The 20002-nt window shown below is 57.9% G+C and carries 23 protein-coding genes; 19 read left to right on the top strand and 4 right to left on the bottom strand.

Annotation, left to right across the window (positions count from 1 at the left end):
• Nucleotides 1–29: 29 nt before the first annotated feature.
• Genes KMW22_RS19590 through KMW22_RS16955 form a run of 3 tightly spaced genes read left to right on the top strand, consistent with a single transcriptional unit; the run spans nucleotide 30 to nucleotide 1713 of the window.
• Nucleotides 30–158, top strand: a complete 129-nt coding sequence (locus tag KMW22_RS19590) for a hypothetical protein (protein WP_268906337.1) — start codon at nucleotides 30–32, stop codon at nucleotides 156–158.
• 31 nt (nucleotides 159–189) lie between these two features.
• Entirely contained in the window at nucleotides 190–318 is a 129-nt protein-coding gene (locus KMW22_RS19585; protein WP_268906336.1) for a hypothetical protein, read from the top strand.
• A 36-nt stretch (nucleotides 319–354) separates the two neighbouring features.
• Nucleotides 355–1713, top strand: a complete 1359-nt coding sequence (locus tag KMW22_RS16955; protein WP_221091210.1) for a S41 family peptidase — start codon at nucleotides 355–357, stop codon at nucleotides 1711–1713.
• A gap of 5 nt (nucleotides 1714–1718) precedes the next feature.
• On the opposite strand, the gene KMW22_RS16950 is transcribed toward KMW22_RS16955, so the two are convergent.
• On the bottom strand, nucleotides 1719–2558 hold the full coding sequence (locus tag KMW22_RS16950; RefSeq protein WP_221091209.1) for a hypothetical protein: 840 nt from the start codon (nucleotides 2556–2558) through the stop codon (nucleotides 1719–1721).
• A gap of 327 nt (nucleotides 2559–2885) precedes the next feature.
• Here KMW22_RS16950 and KMW22_RS16945 point away from each other — a divergent pair, with 327 nt between their 5' ends.
• The 3 genes from KMW22_RS16945 to KMW22_RS16935 all read left to right on the top strand — a co-directional run bounded on the left by KMW22_RS16945 (nucleotide 2886) and on the right by KMW22_RS16935 (nucleotide 5339).
• Nucleotides 2886–4202 carry an IS701 family transposase gene (locus KMW22_RS16945; protein ID WP_268906335.1) on the top strand — a complete coding sequence of 439 codons (1317 nt, stop codon included), beginning with the start codon at nucleotides 2886–2888 and terminating at the stop codon, nucleotides 4200–4202.
• A 105-nt stretch (nucleotides 4203–4307) separates the two neighbouring features.
• Nucleotides 4308–4814 carry a hypothetical protein gene (locus tag KMW22_RS16940; RefSeq protein ID WP_221091207.1) on the top strand — a complete coding sequence of 169 codons (507 nt, stop codon included), beginning with the start codon at nucleotides 4308–4310 and terminating at the stop codon, nucleotides 4812–4814.
• A 216-nt stretch (nucleotides 4815–5030) separates the two neighbouring features.
• On the top strand, nucleotides 5031–5339 hold the full coding sequence (locus KMW22_RS16935) for a hypothetical protein (protein ID WP_221091206.1): 309 nt from the start codon (nucleotides 5031–5033) through the stop codon (nucleotides 5337–5339).
• 24 nt (nucleotides 5340–5363) lie between these two features.
• Here the strand turns inward: KMW22_RS16935 and KMW22_RS16930 are convergent, their stop codons facing one another.
• Nucleotides 5364–6113 (bottom strand): IS5 family transposase, encoded by a 750-nt coding sequence (locus KMW22_RS16930; RefSeq protein WP_221091212.1) that lies wholly within the window; start codon nucleotides 6111–6113, stop codon nucleotides 5364–5366.
• A gap of 1218 nt (nucleotides 6114–7331) precedes the next feature.
• Between KMW22_RS16930 and KMW22_RS16925 the strand changes: the two genes are divergently transcribed.
• The 13 genes from KMW22_RS16925 to KMW22_RS16865 all read left to right on the top strand — a co-directional run bounded on the left by KMW22_RS16925 (nucleotide 7332) and on the right by KMW22_RS16865 (nucleotide 16202).
• On the top strand, nucleotides 7332–7823 hold the full coding sequence (locus KMW22_RS16925; RefSeq protein WP_221091205.1) for a J domain-containing protein: 492 nt from the start codon (nucleotides 7332–7334) through the stop codon (nucleotides 7821–7823).
• A gap of 64 nt (nucleotides 7824–7887) precedes the next feature.
• A complete protein-coding gene (locus KMW22_RS16920) occupies nucleotides 7888–8532 on the top strand; it encodes a hypothetical protein (RefSeq protein WP_221091204.1) in 645 nt (214 codons plus the stop codon).
• Nucleotides 8533–8660: 128 nt separating this feature from the next.
• Nucleotides 8661–8885 carry a hypothetical protein gene (locus tag KMW22_RS16915; protein WP_221091203.1) on the top strand — a complete coding sequence of 75 codons (225 nt, stop codon included), beginning with the start codon at nucleotides 8661–8663 and terminating at the stop codon, nucleotides 8883–8885.
• Nucleotides 8886–8943: 58 nt separating this feature from the next.
• A complete protein-coding gene (locus tag KMW22_RS16910; RefSeq protein WP_221091202.1) occupies nucleotides 8944–9096 on the top strand; it encodes a hypothetical protein in 153 nt (50 codons plus the stop codon).
• A complete protein-coding gene (locus KMW22_RS16905; RefSeq protein WP_221091201.1) occupies nucleotides 9093–9578 on the top strand; it encodes a hypothetical protein in 486 nt (161 codons plus the stop codon). The genes KMW22_RS16910 and KMW22_RS16905 overlap by 4 nt, the downstream gene beginning before the upstream one ends.
• A gap of 88 nt (nucleotides 9579–9666) precedes the next feature.
• Nucleotides 9667–9975, top strand: coding sequence for a helix-turn-helix transcriptional regulator (locus tag KMW22_RS16900; RefSeq protein WP_221091200.1), 309 nt, complete (start codon nucleotides 9667–9669; stop codon nucleotides 9973–9975).
• 214 nt (nucleotides 9976–10189) lie between these two features.
• Nucleotides 10190–11968, top strand: coding sequence for a ParB/RepB/Spo0J family partition protein (locus KMW22_RS16895; protein ID WP_221091199.1), 1779 nt, complete (start codon nucleotides 10190–10192; stop codon nucleotides 11966–11968).
• 54 nt (nucleotides 11969–12022) lie between these two features.
• On the top strand, nucleotides 12023–12367 hold the full coding sequence (locus tag KMW22_RS16890) for a hypothetical protein (protein ID WP_221091198.1): 345 nt from the start codon (nucleotides 12023–12025) through the stop codon (nucleotides 12365–12367).
• A 1-nt stretch (nucleotide 12368) separates the two neighbouring features.
• Complete coding sequence (locus KMW22_RS16885) at nucleotides 12369–12617, top strand: hypothetical protein (RefSeq protein WP_221091197.1); 249 nt, start codon at nucleotides 12369–12371, stop codon at nucleotides 12615–12617.
• Nucleotides 12618–12726: 109 nt separating this feature from the next.
• Complete coding sequence (locus KMW22_RS16880; RefSeq protein WP_221091196.1) at nucleotides 12727–12951, top strand: hypothetical protein; 225 nt, start codon at nucleotides 12727–12729, stop codon at nucleotides 12949–12951.
• A gap of 101 nt (nucleotides 12952–13052) precedes the next feature.
• On the top strand, nucleotides 13053–13976 hold the full coding sequence (locus KMW22_RS16875) for a tyrosine-type recombinase/integrase (RefSeq protein ID WP_221091195.1): 924 nt from the start codon (nucleotides 13053–13055) through the stop codon (nucleotides 13974–13976).
• Between the two features lie 128 nt (nucleotides 13977–14104).
• On the top strand, nucleotides 14105–15397 hold the full coding sequence (locus tag KMW22_RS16870; RefSeq protein WP_221091194.1) for a PIN domain-containing protein: 1293 nt from the start codon (nucleotides 14105–14107) through the stop codon (nucleotides 15395–15397).
• A 142-nt stretch (nucleotides 15398–15539) separates the two neighbouring features.
• A complete protein-coding gene (locus KMW22_RS16865) occupies nucleotides 15540–16202 on the top strand; it encodes a hypothetical protein (RefSeq protein WP_221091193.1) in 663 nt (220 codons plus the stop codon).
• Here KMW22_RS16865 and KMW22_RS16860 read toward each other — a convergent pair.
• Together KMW22_RS16860 and KMW22_RS16855 are read right to left on the bottom strand one after the other, a co-directional pair.
• Nucleotides 16189–16980 carry an AlbA family DNA-binding domain-containing protein gene (locus KMW22_RS16860; protein WP_221091192.1) on the bottom strand — a complete coding sequence of 264 codons (792 nt, stop codon included), beginning with the start codon at nucleotides 16978–16980 and terminating at the stop codon, nucleotides 16189–16191. The genes KMW22_RS16865 and KMW22_RS16860 overlap by 14 nt on opposite strands.
• Before the next feature lie 496 nt (nucleotides 16981–17476).
• Nucleotides 17477–19852, bottom strand: coding sequence for a PA14 domain-containing protein (locus tag KMW22_RS16855; protein ID WP_221091191.1), 2376 nt, complete (start codon nucleotides 19850–19852; stop codon nucleotides 17477–17479).
• Nucleotides 19853–20002 lie beyond the last annotated feature (150 nt).

Genomic DNA, 20002 nt, shown 5'->3' with positions numbered 1-20002 from the left:
GTGGCTCCATGACGAAGAGGAGGTGAAAGATGACGACGATGAAACGTTTCGTGGCAGCAGTGCTGGCTATTGGCGTGTTGGGTCTGGCAGGCGTGACCGCCTACCAGCAGACTGCTGAACCAACCCTGAGTCCGACGGCTTACGGCCACCCTGCTTGAAAGTGGCTCCATGACGAAGAGGAGGTGAAAGATGACGACGATGAAACGTTTCGTGGCAGCAGTGCTGGCTATTGGCGTGTTGGGTCTGGCAGGCGTGACCGCCTACCAGCAGACTGCTGAACCGACCCTGAGTCCAACGACTACTGGCCACCCTGATTGAAATACAGCTCTGATTAAACGAGGTGTCCTTCTGCTTTTGATCGGTTTCGAGATGGATTTGCCGTATGTGTCAGGCGATCCATCTTCTTTATTTCTGTATGGATCTAGGAGAGAGGGTTTGTTGCCCAGTTTTCATTTGGTAGCGCGATGGCGTTGGTTTGTGTTCCACGCACTCATCCTCATAGCTCTATTTGTGCTTGCTTTCGTGTCCGGCGTCAATAAGGTATTTTCACGAGACTTTTTTTCGATCATTCAAACATATATGTATGTGCAGCGGCACAGTCTAGGAGAAAGCGATGGCAACGATATTGCCACTGCCGCAATAAAAGCGATGGTCAAAAGCGGTCCGAATGCGAAATTTGCAGAGGTTCTGGACGCAGAAACAGTCACCGAGTTCAACAGGATGGCCAGGACAGGTGAAGCGGCGGGTGTCGGACTCTACCTGCGTCCTATCGAACTTGGCGCCAGTCAATTTTTTTATGTTATTGGTGTCGTGGAGGGCTCGCCAGCCCAACGTGCAGGGATGATCGTGGGTGATATTCTTACCAGAGTCAACGATAAGAGTGTCCTTATTGACCAGTCGCCTGGATTGCGGGGCAGGATAGGCACACAGGTAAAACTTAGCATCGTCAGACAGGGGATAAATTTAAATATCGCTGTCGAACGAGATCTTGTCAAAAGCAGTAACGTGACGTTCAAGAGAATCAAGGATCGGAACGGCGGCTACTATATAAATATTCGCAGCTTCCTAGAAGAAGATGCTGCAAAAGATTTGAAAAATGTATTGGTTGCCCATAAACCTAAAAAGTTAATTTTGGATCTTAGGGATAACCCTGGAGGTTTTATAGAGCAGGCAGTTGAAGCTGCTGATCTGTTTGTGAAAGAGGGTAAGTTGTTGAGTCTAGAAAATAGAAAAGGGCAGGTTTTAAAAACATACTCGGCACAAGCCGGGTCTTATGACTATGAAGGGGATATTGTGATTTTGGTCAATAAATATACCTCTTCAGCCGCTGAAATTTTGGTGGCAGCCCTTAAAGGACGGCGTGGGGTAACGGTTGTCGGTGATGTCACCTATGGCAAGGGTGTGTCAAACACTCAAGTCGACTTGGCTAATGGCAGCAGGCTTGTTATCCCTACTGCTATATGGCATGATCCTTCAGGACGCCAGATTTCTTTTGACGGAATTGAACCCGATATCCGTGTGCAGGATACTAGGTTCTCCATCCCTTCATTTACTTTAATACCTAAGGCTTCGAGTGCAAGCGGGAGAATTGATATAAGTGCATATGATACCTATGATCAGACTCCAGAGTATCTAGTCGTTGCCAGCAAGATATACAATGCTGTGCGTCAGGAAGATAGAATTCTTGCCAAAGGTGAGCAAATTTTGGAGTGAGAAATCTAGTCCATCTTCCGATTGATGATATTCTTTGTGTATTCATCTGCTAATCTCTCGATATTTTGAATGGCTGTGGTCATAGATGTAAAAAGATCAATGTTTGTTTGCACATCTGTAAAAATTAAGTGGGCTGAACTCGAAACACCCTTGTTTTCGACAATTAAGTGTGACCTATCGCCAAAGCTGCGCATCACTATATCAGATTCTAGAGAATTATATATTCTTCCTGCTGTACTGGGTTGTTGAATATGCACTCGTGATGAGGTGTGATTGATGGAGTGAAGCGAAGCTTCGCCCAGTTCGTTAAACAGAAGGATGTTGTTTTGATTTCCATTGAAGTTTTGATTCCAATCACTGTGTGATGTATAGATATACCAATACACATCAACATTGCATTCTGGCGAAGCGCGTTCTTTGGTTTTTCCCAAGTGCCATCCCAGAACGCTGAGGACCTCAACTTCGTTCCCTTGCTTCAATTCAAGTGGATAAAGCTTTGGTTCAATCTCCACCCTCATTAAGTTTATTAAATTGTGTTCTGCTGCAAGACGATAAACAATATCAAAACTACTCTCGAAAATAAAATTCTGTCCTGGTTTATGGGAAATTGTATTGGCAACTGTTTTTGTATTTTGGCTCTGCATTTCTGAGTCATACAGAGCATGGTGCCAGCGCAGGCCTAATGCATCAGCCACCGCTTTGAGCTGGCCTAGGGTTTGTGCTTCATCAGGTCTAGCCAGCAGCCGCGTGATAGCTGAAGAACTTACGTTCAGGGTGTGTGCTAGATCTTGTCGGCGTTTACCCATTGCTCTCAGTGCACCATCTATATATTCCGCAAGGCTCATAAAACATCATACCTCGGAATTTCGCTAAGCGCAAATTATTTCTTTTGGCGAACATGGGGGAAACTTTTCTATCCTCTTCTGATTTGGTTCACTCGCCGTGTGTCCGCGAGAATCACAGGTGCGCTTTGGAGGAGGCGCAGGTACGCGGTCTGCTGTCGCACACGCGCGGGGTACATTCCGGCCATGGCCCGTGCTTTGCCCCACCGTGCCGTTGCCGCTCCCCTGGCCCTGGTGTTGGCCCTTGGCGCGGCTGGCATGGCCTAGCACGACTTAAACACAGATTTTGGCTTCCTAGACGGCATTCATGCGTGTCTGTCAGGCTGACGCATGACCTCTGCTCAGGACCATGCCTTGTCCCTGCGGCGCTTCCTGCGTCCCTTTCAGCGCGTGCTGGGACACGCTCGCCGCCGAAAGTGGTGTCCCATGTACCTGCGCGGCTTGATGGCCCCGCTGGAACGCAAAAGTCTGCAACCACTCGCCGAACACGTTGCCCCTGGCCAGTACGCGCAGCTGCACCATTTTGTGACGGTGAGTCCCTGGCAGGATGATCAGATGGGGGCCGTCCTCGCGCGACAGGCGCAGCGGTTGGTCGGGGGCCACGACGCCGTGTTGATCGTGGATGACACCGCGTTCCCGAAGCAAGGCACCGGCAGTGTCGGGGTCGCCCGGCAGTATTGCGGTGTGCTGGGCAAGGTGGCCAACTGTCAGGTCTTGGTCTCGCTGACGCTCGCAAGAAACGACATCCCTGTGCCTTTGGCGTTACGGTTGTTCCTCCCCCAGGCATGGACGGATGACCCTCAGCGCTGTGTTGCGGCCGGTGTCCCACAGGGACACCGGCAGTTTCTGACCAAGAAGGCGTTGGCCTTGCAGGAGATTGACCGCGTCCGGCAGCACGGTGTGACGTTCAAAGTGGTCGTCGCAGATGCTGGCTATGGGAACAGCGCTGCGTTTCGTGGAGCACTCACGGCTCGGGGACTGACCTGGGCCGTTGGGGTTCCAGGCGCGCAAAAGGTGTACTCCACGAAGGTCGGGATGCTGACGGAGCGGAGATCCAAGACGGGCCGACTCCTGGTGCCCGTCCCCGACGAGCCACGCAAAAGCGTGGCTCAGGTTTTGCATGATTTGCCGCCGCACAAATGGGTGTCCCGAACTTGGCGCAAGGGCACGAAGGGACCGCTGCGCGCCCGTTTTGCCGTTCTGCGCGTCCGGGTTGCCGACGGAGGGGAACTTCATGACGGGTCCCATCTTCCAGGTGATGAAGTCTGGCTCGTCGTTGAACGTCGGCCCAGCGGGGAACGGAAGTATTACCTCACGAATCACCCCGCCAACACGGCAAAAATCGAATTGATCCGCGACATCAAGGCTCGGTGGTCCTGCGAACAGGTCCATCAACAACTCAAAGAGGAGTTGGGGCTCGATCACTTTGAGGGCCGTTCCTGGCGGGGTCTTCACCATCATGTGTTGCTCTGCATGATGGCCATGGCGTTCCTCCAGGCGCTGCGATTGCCCCTCGGAAGAAGACACCTGAGCACACTGCCGCAGACACGCAAACAAGTGGTTTCCTGGCTGATGAAGCCTCAACCTCACTCTTCAGGCCGGAGCCCGCCTCCTTCTCGCGTAAAAAAGTTGGTGCATCACACGTGACCTGAGGCTCATGACCTTTCAGATACCGTGGATCATTGCGTCTGATCAGGGGCGTGATATCGCTGCTGTGGACCTCGATAGAAAATACCCGATCATAGCGAGGATATGACCGAGTCAGGTGCGTCGGATCCCCTCGCGCTCTTTCTGCACAAGCACGGCGACAATGTGCAGCTCAACGTGATGAGGGAGCGTGGTGGATTTGTGGCCAACCTGTTCCTGATGGATTGGACCCGGATTGGACGCGAGGTTCGCGAGTTCACATATTGGTCTGAGGCGCACACAGAGGTTCCACAACCCACAATTGAAGCAGCCATTGAGCAGTTGCGTGTTGATGTTAGTGAAGTTGGAGATCAGTTTTTTCTGCGTGAGGTCGCGCATTTACTCGTCAATCTGAGTTCGTGGAGTCAGGATGAGCAGGCAGCCAGAGAACGTGGCATCGAGCAGCTTGTCGAGTTGATTGAGCACTCACGTGTGAGTGCTCAACCGGATTGGGTGCAACAGGTGCAGAGCTGGTGTGGTAATCGGCTTGGAGATGCCTTGTTCGTCAGCTTGATGGAGGTGGTCGAAACCCAGCTCGCTCAAAGAACGGAGCCGAACGTCGACAAGCGGTGACAGTGAAGTCCAGCTCATAAGTGAAAAAGCTGTTCACTAAGTCAAAAAGCGTGTTTAAGTAGTGCTAGGTTCTGTAGGCCAAGGGGCAACTCCCTGTCTTTGCGTACGGTGAGGCAGGGAAGTCAGCGACCAGCAGTGGGGACAGCCAGTGTGACTGGTCATGGGCTTGGGACGGCCCCTGCTGCAAATGACCCGAATGGCATGAAGGACGCGGGGATGACGCGCCTTCCTGCGCTGGGTAGGGTGGGTCTCGTGATGGATGAGGTGCTTGAACGCTACGTTGACTTCGCAACACGACTGCGGATGGGGGAAGGACTTGATCGGTCAGAATTCGACGCTCTTCTGGGGGAAATCGAGCGGATCGTCACGGCACACGGCCACGTCCCCAAAAAGCTGGCACTGATGCTGATCGACTTTCCGATTGATCTTGAATCTGGTCTGACGCATCTGAAAGGTGAACAGCAGGAATTGATCAGGGCTGCTATCGACGACTATCTGGAGTTCGTAAATGAACTTCTGAGTTAAGAGACAAAGTAGCGCATCCATTCATCATAGCCAGAGCAGGATGGCAGCTATGGTCAACCAGCTTTGGTAACTCAGCGCTCTCTTATCGTAGCGAGTCGCGATCCGACGAAAGTGTTTGAGGCGTCCAACCAAGCGCTCGACTTTGTTGCGTTCCTTATACACGATACGGTCAAAGCAGAGATTCGGCCCTTGGTCCTTCCGCCTGGGAATGGTGATTCGAATGCCACGCCTGTGCAGATATGTACGAACAGTCGTGTAGCTGTAGCCTTTGTCCCCCACCACGCGATCAGGCCGAATCCTGGGGCGTCCACGGCCAGCACGAACAACAGCACCTTGTTCCAGGAGGGCCTGCAGGAACTTCGACTCGTGGCGCTCTCCGCCGCTAAGCACGAAGGCCATGGGTTTACCCTTCCCTTCGGCACGCACGTGAATCTTCGTGCCGAACCCGCCTCGTGAGCGTCCCAGCGCTTCGCCTTCCTGACCTCCACGCGCGCCGGCCGCACATTGATGGGCTCGAACCACCGTGCCATCCACAAAATGCATGGACCAGTCGAGCTGCTCTTGCAGGTCAGCCTCACGTTGCAGAGTTGCCCAGATCGTCTGCCAGATGCCTTTTGCGGTCCAGCGACGAAAGCGACTGGCCACAGTCGTCCATTTGCCGAATCGTTCTGGAACGTCACGCCAGGGGGCCCCCGTACGCAGGACCCACACGATGCCACTGATCACCGGACGATGAGCCAGGTAAGGTCGCCCCAGACCGACCAGGGGCGGCAGGAACGGTTCAAGACGTGTCCATTCTCATCACTGATTTCTTCGCGCCACAACGGCAGAAGATACGCTGACCAACCACGACTCTCCCCTTGGCCTACAGAACCTAGGCCCCTGCTTGGGCTGCCACGTGCCCCTGTTCGACCCCTGGCGCTATTCGTCCTGACCATTCTGCTTTATCTGGGTACCTTCAAACGGGGCCGGCCCTTCGCCGTGGCGTGCGCCATCCTGACCTTACATGCAGGGGGAATGATGATGTTGTCGCAAGTGACCCCTTACGAGCAGATAGAGGCCGTACGAGTCCCTCTACCGGACGAACAGACAGGACAGGATCAACAGGGAAGGGCGATTCGCCCTCTCTCTTTTTTTCATGATTCCATGATTTCAGGATGCCCTGGTGGGGCAGGCCGTCCATGTGAATGCCCGCTGCGGCGGGCACCAGCACCCCAACGACGCGGCGTTCCTCACGTCACGCCGCTGGGGTGCTTTTCACATTCCCGTCCCTGGACCCGTCTGGAAGCTGGCCAGTGCAGGGCGCCCGGGTCCTGGGCGCAACAGATCCGCAGCAACACCACGCTGCGCGGCCCATCCCGGCCCCGGGGGGCCAGGATTCGGCCCTGAGAGGCGGGCCGAAGGACGCAGCGCGGCCAGAGGCCGCACCGCATCAAAGCCCCTGGCCGCAGGGCGGGGCGGGCCTGCCCGCGCCCCTAGAGGCGGCTCGTCGGCCACGTTCAGGCCCGCCCAACAGCAAAAGGCACAAGGTCAAGAGCGGTGTCCTCGCCGGACGGGCATCAGCCGGGGAAAAAATGTCAGAAGGGCGCCGACATCTTTTCCCCGGCTGGCGCCGGAAGGATAGGCAGGGCCACAGCCCCCAGGAGAGCTGTCAAACCCGGCCAGAGGGCGGCCGGGTTGCGACTTGGGGGCGCCGCGCGCCCCCGCTTGACAGCAGCAAAAGGCCCAAGCAGGGGGAAGAGCTGAAGCGCAGCAGACGAGAAGGGGAGTGCGCGGGCGAGGCGGCCACCGAAGGCCGCGAGGCGGCACACGCGCGCCCAAAGGGGGCGCGGTGTGGAGGACACCAGGGGGGCGGGAACGGTCGAAAGCAGGGCGGTGCTCTGAGGGTCTGTCAGACCCTCAGTTTTGCTGTGTGGATGGGCGTTTCTCTTGACATTGTACTCAAAAAGAGGTACACTGTTCTTACCCCAGACAGAGGGGAAAGGAGCCCAAGTGAACTACTTCCAGCACATCACCACCGCCGACGAACTCAAAACCCTGTACCGCCAGCTGTGCAAGACCCACCACCCCGACAAGGGCGGCTCGACAGCGCAGATGCAGGAGATCAACACCCAGTACGAGGCGACCATGAAGCGCCTGCTGAGCGAGAAGCCTGACGATGTGTATGGCGAGGGCAAGTTCTACCGCAGCCGTGAGCAGGAAACCGAAGTGGAAGCCGCCGTGCGCGCCGCTGTTGAAGCTGTGGCCCATCTGGACGGGATCGAGCTGGAAATCATCGGCGCGTGGGTGTGGCTGAGCGGCGACACCAAGCCCCACAAGGACACGATCAAGGGCGCCGGCTACTGGTGGATGCACAAGAAGGGCATGTGGGCCTTCAAAGGCAAGCCCAGCAACGGGCGAGGCAACACCACGATGGAGGAAATGCGCGAGCGGTACGGCTCAGAGCGCGTGAACACTGGCCCCCGCCGCCTGCCCGCCGCTTAACCTCGCCCCCGCCGTGGCCCAGGGCACCCCCTGGGCCTGACCCCCCTGCGCCCTGGAGGCCCCCATGTCTGTGATCGTTGACCGCGCCGAAGAAGTAAAAGCCTATCTGGCCTCTGCTGAGGACCTGTTCCCCGTGGAGCCGGGCGGGCCAGTGGACCCGGCCATTTTTGAGCGGCTGCACCTCGCCAACCACCGCGCCTACGCCATCAGCTATGAGCGGCGCGACCTGACCGAAGAGGAAACTCAGCTCATCCTGGCCTATTACGCACAGGCCAAGCCCACCGCCGACCGCTACGGCCCCGCCGAGCTGCTGAAGAAGCTGCACCGCCTGGAGTACCACTGCTGGAGCAATGGCGGCACCTATACCGTCCAGGGCGAGGACGAAGAAGCCCGGCGCCGCTTGGTGGTCTCCACCGCGCTTGAGGTGATGGGCGTAGGCGGCCCATTTGTGAAGCTGGCCGACTTCGGGTTTATGCGCCGCCCCACGCTGGAAACGTTCGAGATCAGCAGCCGTGACCCCAACTTGGGCCACCTTGACGGCATCTATCTGATCGACGGTAAGCCCCACCCGCTCGAAGGGTTCACCACAGAACACCCAGTCGCGGCGTTTCAGGCCCTCTGGGGGCTGCATGACGCCTGCCAAGCCCACTGGACCATTGAGCACAGAAAGGCGCTGGAGGCCGAAGCCCGGAAGCGGGGCATTCTCTAAACCACCCACGCAGGCCGCCCGACGCGGGCGGCCTTTTTCCTTGTCTCACACGTTCAAAAGCCTTGACAGTGTACTCAAAAAGAGGTACACTTTACTTACCCCAGACAGAGGGGAAAGGAGCGTCAAGGATGAGCAGAACAGCGGCAGAACGGGGCAGGATGGGCGGCACAGCGACAGCCACGCGGCATGGGTCGGTGCATATGGAGGCGATTGGCCGCGCGGGCTTCTGGGCCACGGTCAAGCGCCATTACGGCGGGGACCATCTGCGGTACATGCAGGCCCTGAGGGACCGCCAGGCGAGAGGCACGCCAGACGATGACCTGGGCTGCCAGGTCAAGCGCGTCACGAACTAAGCCCCTCACGCCGCGCCGCTGAGAAGGTGGCGCGGCCCCTGCCCCGGAGGCCCCGCCCATGTGGACCCTGTACGACCCCCCCGAAGAGGACCGCGACCAGACCGCCGAGGCGGACAGCCCCGAACTGGTGGCCGCGCCGGACGCGCCCAGCCTGAGCGGCTGCCCCAGCTGTGCCGCGCGTCTCCACGACGACTGCGGGTGTGAGCGGTGAGCACCTACCCCCAGACGCGCGAGGAATACCGCGCCGCCATCATGTTTCAGATTTACCAGCTCGTGCAGGCTGTCGAAGCCGACGACCCCGGCGAGCACAACAACACGCAGTGGATCGCGCGGAACCTGCACAACGATGTGCGCGAGTATTTCTGCGCCGACCGCTGGCGCCCCCGCCCCATTTATGACGGCATCCGCGCTCTGGTGCCGCTCGATACCCCTCTCTCCCTGTTGATTACCTACCACCGCGAACACGACAACGGCAATGTTCAGTTCGTGCAGGGCCGACTGCTGGAGATCAGCACGGTCTACCAGCCCAGGGACGGCGCGACGTTCAAGATTATTCCCAAGGGGTGCCGCAATCCTCGCACCTACTCGTACCACGCAGGCTGGGGGGCGAGTCTCACGATCTGGCCGGGGCATGTGCCGCAGAGCGGGGCACAGGGGGTGAAGCCGCTGTATGACCATGAAGGCCCGCGCTGAGTCGGGTACACTCCCCAAAACAAAGTTCCGCCCCCTGTGGGCGGAACTGCGCACCCCAGACAGAGGAAAAGGGAGCGTAGGGGAGTATATGACAGACCAGAAGAAAAAATCACTCTCCGAGTGGCGCGAGGCGCGCGGCATCACCGTGCAGGCCCTGGCCGACGCCGTAGGGATCACGCGTGGGCGCATGGGCGACTACCTTCAGGGCCGCACTGAACCGAGCGTGACCCGTGCCCAGAAGTTTGCCGAACTGCTGAATGTCACGGTGGACCAAGTGGCCTGGGTGGCGAAGCCCAAAACGTCCAGGCCCGCGCCCCCCAAAAAGGCCGGTGCGAAAAAGCCGGGCCAAAAGCGGGGGGCTACAGCCCCTCAAGAGGACGCCGAGGGGCCTTCCTGAGCCTCCCAGCGCCTCGCATGTTTTCCGCCAGTTCCTAGAGTTTTCCGCCACTTTTCCCTCTGTCTCTGAATAACCCCAGCCGCTCAGAATGGCTCAAACCTTGACCAGTACGGCAAAACCGGCTGGTTTTTTCGTGGCCTAGAACTTGCGTGAAATCACTATTTTACGCTATTATCTAAATGTGCCCCAGACAGAGGCCAAAGGAGCGTAACGAATGACCGCAGCCCGTGAACTGACCGAAGCCCCCGCCACCCTGCGCCTCGCCACCCCCACTGATGCCGAAGTGGTGCAAATCCCCTGGACCGCCCTGCGCCGCAGCGAGTTCAACCCCCGGCGCGAGTTCGACCAGCAGGCCCTGTTCCAGTTGGCAACCGACATTTACTACAAAGGCGTCCTGCAAAACCTCGTGGTGCGCCCCCACCCGACTGAGGCGGGCGCGTATGAACTGGCTGCAGGTGAGCGCCGCTTCCGCGCCGTGGGCCTGCTGGTCGAAGGGCTGGAACTGGTGGACGACCAGGGCGGCGCCAGTGAACTGCTGAAGGTGCCTGAAGGCTACACCGTGCCCTGCCGCGTGCAGCCCATGACCGATTCACAGCTGGTGGAGATCGCCGTGACAGAGAACTTCCAGCGCGAGGACGTGACCCCGTTGGAAGAAGCTGACGGCTTCTCCCGACTGGTGGGCCTGGGCATGACCCCGGATGAAATCGCCGTGCGGAGCGGGCGCGAGGTGCGTTTCGTCGAGCAGCGCCTGACCCTGGCCTCTGGGCTGGGCAAAGAGGCCCGCAAGCTGCTGACCGAGGGCAAGATCAACGTGGCCCAGGCCCAGGTGATCGCACAGACCACCGGGGAACTGAAAAAGCATCTGGTGAAGCTGGTCAAGGACAACCCCCACCACTACAGCGCCGATCAGCTCCGCAAGCTGACCACCCAGGGCCGCCTGCTGGTCAGTGACGCCCTGTTCGATGTGGCCGCCTCGGGCCTCGCGGTGAATGAGGACCTGTGGGGCCTCACCCCCGCGTACTTCCGGGACACGCAGAAAGCACAGGCGCTGCAACTCGCGGCCATTGAGGCACAGGCGCAGGCTGACCGGGACAGCGGGTCGTGGGCGTTCGTGGACGTGGTGCAGGCGGATTACGTGCAGAACCTGCCCTGGCGCGAGTACGAGAACTACGGCCCCGAGAACCTGCGCGGCGTGGTGTACGTGTTCAATGCCAGCGGCCAGATGCGCCGCCATGAGCGGGCGGTTCGCAAGGCCGACGCCCAGGCCGCAGAGAAAGCCAAGCAGAGCGCCGCCCGCGCCCAGACCCGTGCCCAGACGGCCCCCGAGGACCGCCCGGTGCGGGACGCCGCGCACAAGATCGGCCAGGAAGCCCGCGCCCGCGTGTTGTGGGGGAGTCTGGTGAACGACCCCAAGCGGTGCCTCGTGCTGACGGTCCAGGGCCTGTTTGAAGCGGCCTGCGGGAGCACTGAAGTCAAGGTGCGCCGGGAGGACGCCCCGACGCTGAGCGGGGCCGAACCCCTGCCCGAAGTGGCTGCGCTGATTGAGCGGTGGACGACCCAGCACCCAGGGCTGTTCAAGTCGAACAAGCCCGGTGAGCTGACCCGCCGCCCGTCCGGCGCGCGTCTGCACGCCGCCTTGATGGAGCTCAGCACCGATGAGCTGTTAGAGCTGCTGGCGTATCACATGCACGACTCGCTGCACCACTGGTCGGGGTACAGCGTGAGCCACCGCCCCGGCGAGCTGGCCGTGTATGTGGCGGGGCAGATCGGTGCCGACGTGCGACTGGCCCAGGAGTGGACCGTGACCACCGAGTTCCTGAGCGCCTACACCATTCCCCAGCTTACGGCGCTGGTGGCGACGATGCCGAAAGCCTGCCAGCCCAGCATTGCGCCGGGGCTGAGCAAGAAAGAACTGATGGGCCGCATTGTGGAGTTCGCCGCCAAACTGCGGGAAGCTGGATGGGTGCCCGACGTGGTGACGTTCGCGGCCTGAGCCTGGACGGGGGCGCCCCGCGCGCCCCCACCCCTGCACCCCGAGGGAGGGCGCATGAGTCACGACGAGAAAAACCCGTTTCTGGACGCCCTGCAAGACCTGTTGGAAAACTCCGGGCACAGCCCGGCTGACGCGCACCGGCTGGCACTGGAGGTCGTGGAGAAGCAGCGCACGCTGAGCCCCGGGGTGTCGTTCGGCGGCATTCACTCGGAGGCCATTGGGCCACTGTGGGAACAGGCCCAGCGCACCGGCACCCGGCAGCTGGTGCTGGAGATCACGGCAGAGGGCCTGACCAGTGACGAGTACCACGGCCACATCACTGTGAAGGTGGTCGGCGCGCAGACCTGGGCCGAACACGAGCGCGAGGGGCGCGAGGCCGCTGAGCGGGCGCTCAACTGACATGGGGAAGTACGACGGCTGGACTCAGACGCAGCTGCTGGTCGAGTTGCAAGCCCAGGAAGCCGATCCCAAGAACAAGAACACTGACCCTCGGCGCCTGCACCTGTACACGCCTGCCGCCCAGCGCCGCATGGATGCACTGGCCCTGGCAATCACGCTGGAGATGACACGCCGCAAGTATGGCGGCGACGGCCGTGACGCCCCGTTTCACAACCTCGGGTACTCCGGGCGGCAGACCAGCCGCCGCTGAAGGGACAATGACGATGCCAGATGATGCCCACCAGCCTTGCTGCCGTTGCCATGAGGCCCACTTTGATCCCTGCGAAGCCTGCATGGAGCGGGGGTACGAGGCTTAGACCATGACCCAGCTGGACGCTTATCACCAGGAACTGGACGCCCGGGCACTGGACCTCTTTCGGGCGCAGTTGGAGGCGGTTCGTCTGGCGCCCCTCTCGAACGATGAACGTCAGGCGGCACTCCGCAATATTGCTGAGCGCCGCGCCGCCCTGGCGCTTGAACTCTTTCACCTGGACGCCGCGCGTCAGGGCCACGAGCTGGCCCTGGGCGTGCAGCACCTGAACTGATCTCTTCCCGAAAGGACCCTGCCCATGCCTGAACAGCGCTCCCCTGCCCTGCGGCCCTTCCTGCCCTCTGTCTGTGGCCTGCGTCAACAGGGGAGGGGCTGATGTCGCTCACCACCGACATCCCTGGCTTTGAGAGCTACCTCCTGAGGGAGGAGGCTCTGAGTCCGGCGACGGCGCGGCAGTACCGGCACGATGTGGCGGCGCTGGCCGCGTGGCTGGCCGCCGAGCGGCCTGCGGTGCAGGGCTGGGAACAGGTGGGGGCGCGCGAGCTGCGGGCCTACCTCCAGGCGCATCAGACGGCCCCAGCCCGAACGCGGCGCGTGATCAGTTCCTGGAAGAAGTTCTGGGGTTACCTCAAGGGAGTCGAGGGGGTGGCGATGCAGAGTGGCCCGGCGGAACTGAAATCGCCGAAGCTGCCCACCCGGCTGCCCAAGGCCCTGACCACGGCGGAAGTCTCGCGGCTCCTCGCGGCCGCCAAGAACCAGAGCGCGCCGGACAAGGCCCTGCGGGACTGGACGCTGCTGGCCTTTTTGTACGGGACCGGCTGCCGGATCTCCGAGGTGCTACACCTGGAGTTTGATGCGGTGGAATTTGACGAGGACGAGGTGCCGGTGGCCATCCGCGTGATTGGGAAGGGGGATAAGGAGCGCCAGGTATATCTGAGCCCAACCGCCCAGCGCGCCCTGCAGGGCTGGCTCAAGGGGCGCCGGAGGCCTGGAGCGCCGGCGGGCCCTTACGTGTTCACGCCTCTCAAGGGCGCGGGGGCGGGGCGGCCTTTTCCAGTGCGCACCATTGAGCAGGCGATGCACCGCGCCGGGGCGCGCGCCGGGCTGCGGCCGGAGCAGAGCACGCCTCATAAGCTGCGCCACAGCCACGCGACCGCCCTGGTCGAAGCCGGGCGGCCGATTGAAGAGGTTCAGGAAGTGCTGGGGCATGCCAGCATTGCAACCACGCAGATCTATACGCGAGTCAACCGCAACCGGCTGAGGGCGGCGGCGGCGAGCTTGCCAGATATATTCGAGTAATGGCACGTAGTTTGACTATCCTCAAGTCTGATGCCGTATTTTAGATCTATGATCCTTCCGCCCATCGTAAAAAAGAATCACATTCACAACTATTTCTGAATACTTGATCTAAAAGACATGCTAAGACAATGATCATTTTTATCGACTCTAACATAATACGGGGTGATCCTCGTACAAATACTCCTGGTATGCAGGCAATTAGTTATTATTCTAGAATAGGTATCCTAAAAGTTTACGTATCAGAAATTGTTAAAGACGAAGTTATGTCTAATAATCAAGACATCACCGATGGCGCTATTGATAGAGTGGTCGAGGCATTAAATTCTCTGAAGAAAGCGGGACTTTCAGATACTGGATTTAAAAAGGTTAATGAGTTAATTGAGAGTGTAGATAGAGAAAAGATTACATTAAAAACCTCTGTCAACGAAAGATTTATTCAGTGGATATACGTAAATAAGATCGTTGTTTACCCAATTGACGAGGAGATCTACAAACAGGCTATGCAGGCCTATTTTACAGGGCTGCCTCCATTCAAGAAGCGACGAGAGCGTGAGCATTTGCCTGATGCAATGATTTATTATAGCATTAAGCAGCTTGTAGATGAATTCGACTCCGTAATTTTTCTGAGCAACGACACCAACTTGGCCAACTACGTTTCTCTATTGGGATGCACATGCTACGCTAGATCGGAGGAACTAGTTTCGTCATCAAAGTTTAAAGAATATATAGAAGACAATATAGCAGATTATGAAAGAGACATACTTAAAGTATTCTCAGATGCTATAGTTAAAAACCCGAGAACAGTCTCCGCGAAAATACTACACAAGCTATGGGATGATTTTCCTAAAATAGCAGAAATTAACTTACCTGCTATTATGGGATCAAATCCGCAATTCACTAGCTTGCTTGATGTTTTGGTTACTCACATATCTCCTAAATTCATCACTCTTGTGTCTGCAAATGAATTATCTATAGAATTTTACGCATCGGTCGAAGTGTCGATTGTATATGCGGTCCACAAATCCGTATTTGAAAGATATGAATTTGGAAATCGTGAGATAACTGTAGAAGAGCAGGGGGAAGATTGCATAATACAAGAAAATGTCAATCTTAGCGTAGAAGGAAGGGCGTCTATAGGCGTAGCATTAGAGCATTGGATAAGCGCTTTGTATCATGATAGGGCCATACAAAGAATAATCGATGGCTCTAAGCTAAAAATAATTAGCTGCTTGGCCTACCCAAGGATAGAGAGAGAACATCTTATCGATTTTAAATGGATTGACGTGAGCAGTGATGAATCTCTATATACTGAGGAGCATGTAATGCATCTACTTGGGAACGGGAAGCCATTCCCAATGGAATTAGATATAGATCAAGGTATTGACGACTTCCCCCCAGACGAAGAGGATCTTCCATTCTAAATCATCTATAAGATAGATAGACTCATTCTATTGATTTGTAAATCGAATATATTATACAACTTCCTTTGTGCCAGAGCCCTACGCTCATTCTGACCCAACGCCGCAACTGGCCGTCATCCAAGTCCAGCTGCGGCGTCATGCGGTGTGGCGAGCGGAGGACTCCATCACGCCCGAGCCGGGCCTGTGGCACCCAGAGCGTTTTGTCGCGGTCGTCGAAGACGGCTTGCTGTTCGGCCGACTGCGCGAGCAGGTGTGCCACATTGAGGCGACCTACCGCGAGATTGGCCACCTGCGAGACCCGCGCCGACGACTGCCCGGCTTTCACGATGAGGTCTGGGCGCATGCGGCCGTGCACGTGAACCAGGCTTACGAAAGTCATCGGGTTCGTGAGTACACTTTCCCACGGGGTAACGCGGTGGCCGCCGAGCAGTGGCCTGAACTGCAGGCGCAACTGGTAGCGGCTCACGCCGAGAAGGCAGCCCAGCTCCAGGCCTTAGGCTTGAAAGTGGCGGAGATCCGGGGTCTGATGACCGACGTGCCGGGCCAGGTGCAGCCTGTCCTGTACCTGGAGGCTAGGCGTGGCCAGCGCTTCACCGTGCGCCGCCGTACCGGCCGGGCCTACCGCCTCTATGCCAGCACGAGCGAGGGCGAACCCAGGCGGAATGTGCGGGTGGGCGTGGTGGTGGTGCGCGGGCTGCTCAGCGACGTGCGCGAAGAACACCCCCCACGCGCTTCGCGGCGGGACGCGCTGCCTGGAGGGGTGCTGGTGGGGCGGTTCGAGATTTTGGGTGTCAGCGGTATCTAGAAGGCCGCTGCATCATGTAGGAGGGCTCAGATTCTGGGAAGTGGCTGGCACGCGCCACCCGACGACGAGTGCCCGGCTGATAGATGAGCTGCGCGCCTTCCCTCTCTTTCACTTCCACAAGGGACGCAGAGACCCAAATGGTCTCATAGCCACGCTCGCGGGCTTGCGCTGCCAGCGCTTTGTTCTCTTCACTTTCCGATTCAATCCTGTAGGGCTCATGCCCCTTGTAGATGGCTTGGAGATCATCGGAAAGGGCCACCGTGTTCTGCGTACCTTTGCGAATCCAGACCTGTCCAGGGGCGATAGTCGTGCTTCTGTCCACCCGCGCCCGGATGACGTGTGGGTAGGGCATGACCCGTTCCACTCGAAGGAGACCGACCAGCTGTCCCCCATACTCAAACTCGCCATAGGCGAAATGGGGCATCGGCTCAATGAACCGCCTAAAAAAGTCTCGGAGTGTCGCGTCATCCACGGCATGAGTGCGGCGCTCTGGATGAACTCTGCGGCGCCCATTGTCATCTGCAATGCCGTAGATCAAATGTCCAGGGCGTGGACTTTGCGCATTCGCAAGTGCGGCCACATCTTTGATGACCTCTGCGCGGGCATCGTCGTAACGCTCTGAATTTTTATCAAAGTAGTCGCGAGGGAAGGTGCGCTTGTATTCCAAGTCCACGCTTTCAGAAGAGTGGAGAAGGGGGGTGAGATCTGAAGCGTTCACGCCGGACCGCCTGGTGTTGGCATGGCTCAGCGTACAAAGCTGAACCGCAAAGTGCGACATTCAAATGTTATAGATAGTTTCTTACCGAGACTACGCCGTTCGCGTTGCACTGCCGTGAGGGCACAGGGCGGCCGTCGTGATAGAACGCCCTCTAGCACAGCGTCCAACAGGCATCAGCGGCTTATTCGTTCCCTGCCAGGCTGGCTCGGAAGTGGCGCCAGATGCTCGAACTTGCCGGCCAGACGATTCACGAGGCCGCTCAGCGCGGGGGCGGTCTGGAAGCGTATATCCTTGACCCACGTTTCCAACTGGTGGCGACTCTCAGGACTGCCATTCGGGTAACGCCACAGCGCCGCCCAGCCTTCGACTAGGGCCCTGTGCACCCAGCAGAGAGGCCAGCAGCACCACTAGCCGAGCGCTGCTCTTCCAGCCATCTGGAGCCACATGAGGCTGTTGCACACCTGCCCTACCTGTGCCCAGTCATGTTTAGCAGAGTGGCCCATCTACACGGGCCACTCTGCTACTTCCCTTGGTCAATTAGTACAAGTGCTCATGATCAATATGAAGCGTAAATATTCCAACCCAGCGCACCGCTTGACGTGCCATTTCCGGGAAAACGTGGCTCTTGGATGGTATATGGTGTTGATCGAAAAATTACCTTGGAGTCATCAATACTAGGGTCGTTGTTCTCCTTCCAGCTGGCAATGAGCTCGTTAAGTTTGGCTGTATAGAGCCCATCTTTACTATTCAAAGCTTGGTGACCGTATTGATCGCAATTTACTGACCACCATTGGTCGGACCAAATGATCTTCTCCATTCCACGGAAGGTCAGATTTTGCATTCCCAGCTGAGAGTAAGGGTTGCCATCGTTTCGGTACCACGCGTATGCGTTGGCTTCACAGAGACCTTCTTCATAGTTGTCTGCTGCGCGTGAATAGCCGGTATTGAAAGAGAAAGTAATGTGGCCTATCCAGTTCTCACTAAGGCATTCGATAGCTACAGGGATAGTATGTTGTGGCTTATCTGGATCATTACTCTGAATAAGCAGCGATGCGTTGGCTTTGCCTACTGTTGTACAAGGCGCACTCACAGTGATGGATGAAGTTCGACCCTGCTCTAGAGCACCATTGGTAGAGCTGACACTCAAGCCGCCGCTCGGCGTGAGGGTGTAATTCAGCACAGTGCCGGGGTCACCCACGTTGCTGATCTCGAAGCTGCCTGTGGCGGTCTGGCCGACGGGGGCAGAGATTGGGGGCGGGTCAGTGGCTTGGAGTTTGGGCTCAGCACCCGTGCATTCAATCTTGATGGAGGCACGGTCACTAATAGGCCGATTTGCGTTATGGAGAAAGCCGATCTCGGCATACAGCGTCGTGGGAACAGCGGGACACATATACCCTACAGAGAAGCCATTCGTACCGTTGGGGAGGATTTTGAAATTAGTCCGATTGAAAATCGTACTGACATTGGCTGACACACTCGTGAAATTGACAGTTGCATCCAGTGTTGCGTTAGCGGGCCATTGAGGATCAGAGGAGACGTTCGCTACGGTGACTTCCACCATGCCGCTGGTATTCACTTGGACTCGGCGCTGTGGGTCTTTGGCTGTCACTTTAATCCCAACAACGCAGCCTTCTCGTTCGCCAGATGAACCTTGCTCAACAGGGTTGCCGTGTTTGACCAGGCACTCTCTATATTTCGCCCACGCACTCGTATGAAATTCAGTAGGAACGCCGTTCAAGATGGTGACCGACCAGCTAAATGCCCCTGCCGGCAGAAAGACGACGGTCCAGACCGTGTCTTCAACAATGCCAATTTCATCGCAAACCGAATCTCTATAGTCCTTGGCTGCAAGTTCACACACCTGCCCCGCACAATCTGGCGGGGGCTGCAACTGAACATTAATACTACTAAGCGCTTCCTCCTCGCAGATTAGTTTGGCACCAATTCCCATGGGTGCCAGTTGCTGCGCACTGACGCTCTCTTCCTTATAAAAGCCATTGCTCAGAAAGGCCGCAAGGCGCCGCTGAAAGAGAAGCCTCTGTGCTTCTGTCTGCGTGCCGTCGGCCGCGTAATATTGGTTCAGCGCTCCTAGTACCAATTTCTGGCCATCAAGCACACTCAGAAGTGTATTTGTGTCGCCTGCCCGACTGAAGTAGAGAATGCCACCGATCGTTCCATTGCGCAGCGAGGCATAAACGAAGCCCTGCTGAGGAAGAATAGAAACGATGCGGGTGAGGCCCTGTGCCCCAACTGTTGTCCTCGTCTGCAGCGGATCCAGCGTGAGCCCCAGCTCCTTAAACTTTGGCTCTGCCTGAAGGGCATTGATCGCTGCCTGCGTCTGCGAACCTGTTGGAAAAAGCCTGCCTTGAGGTACGACTTCGCGCTGCTGTCTGGAACTTTGCCACTCCAATCTCACAGCTCCGGGGGTGGTGCTGCTTCGGGCCATCTCGAGGCGAATGTCGTACTTTACGCCCGCCAGCAAGGTAATAGTCGCTGCGCTGGTTTTGGACGCATGGTTGGCCCAATCGTTCACAAGAGGCTGGCCATTGATGGAGAGGCGGGCGCTCCCACTGGAGGTTAAGAAGAACGAATAGGTCTCGCTGTAGGCCGGTGTAACCTGACCTTGCCAGCGGACGCTGTACGTCGTGGGGTCAATCCCTGTGACAGGGCGGCCTGTCCCCCAGGACTTGCTGATGGTCGTGTCCACCCGGGTCACGGTGGTCCCTGTGAAATCAGCGTTGTTGTAGTACACGCCGGTCAGGCCACTGGTGGTGGTCGCTTGACTGTTCAGGTCATCTTCGACCGCCACCTCCGCACCAGGTGCTGGAGAAGGAGCAGGGCTGGGGGTGTTCTGGCCACAGGCCACGAGACTGCTGGCCCCCAGCAAGCCAAGCAGGGCGGTGCGCCACTGTGGGAGTTTCATTCCGAACATATGCCTCCTGATCGCACAGGCGCGGGTCTCGCGCCTGGCATCAGGTCAGGCTATAGAGCCGATCTCTCTCATGTGGCGCAAATGTGGAACCCCCTCCATCACGCTGGACAGGAACTGTCCAGCTGCCCTATTGCGGGGGTCCCTTTGCTT

Origin of the sequence: Deinococcus aquaedulcis, assembly GCF_019693445.1 — a bacterium.
Taxonomy (GTDB): Bacteria; Deinococcota; Deinococci; order Deinococcales; family Deinococcaceae; genus Deinococcus; species Deinococcus aquaedulcis.
This window is presented reverse-complemented; position numbering and strand designations above follow the sequence as displayed.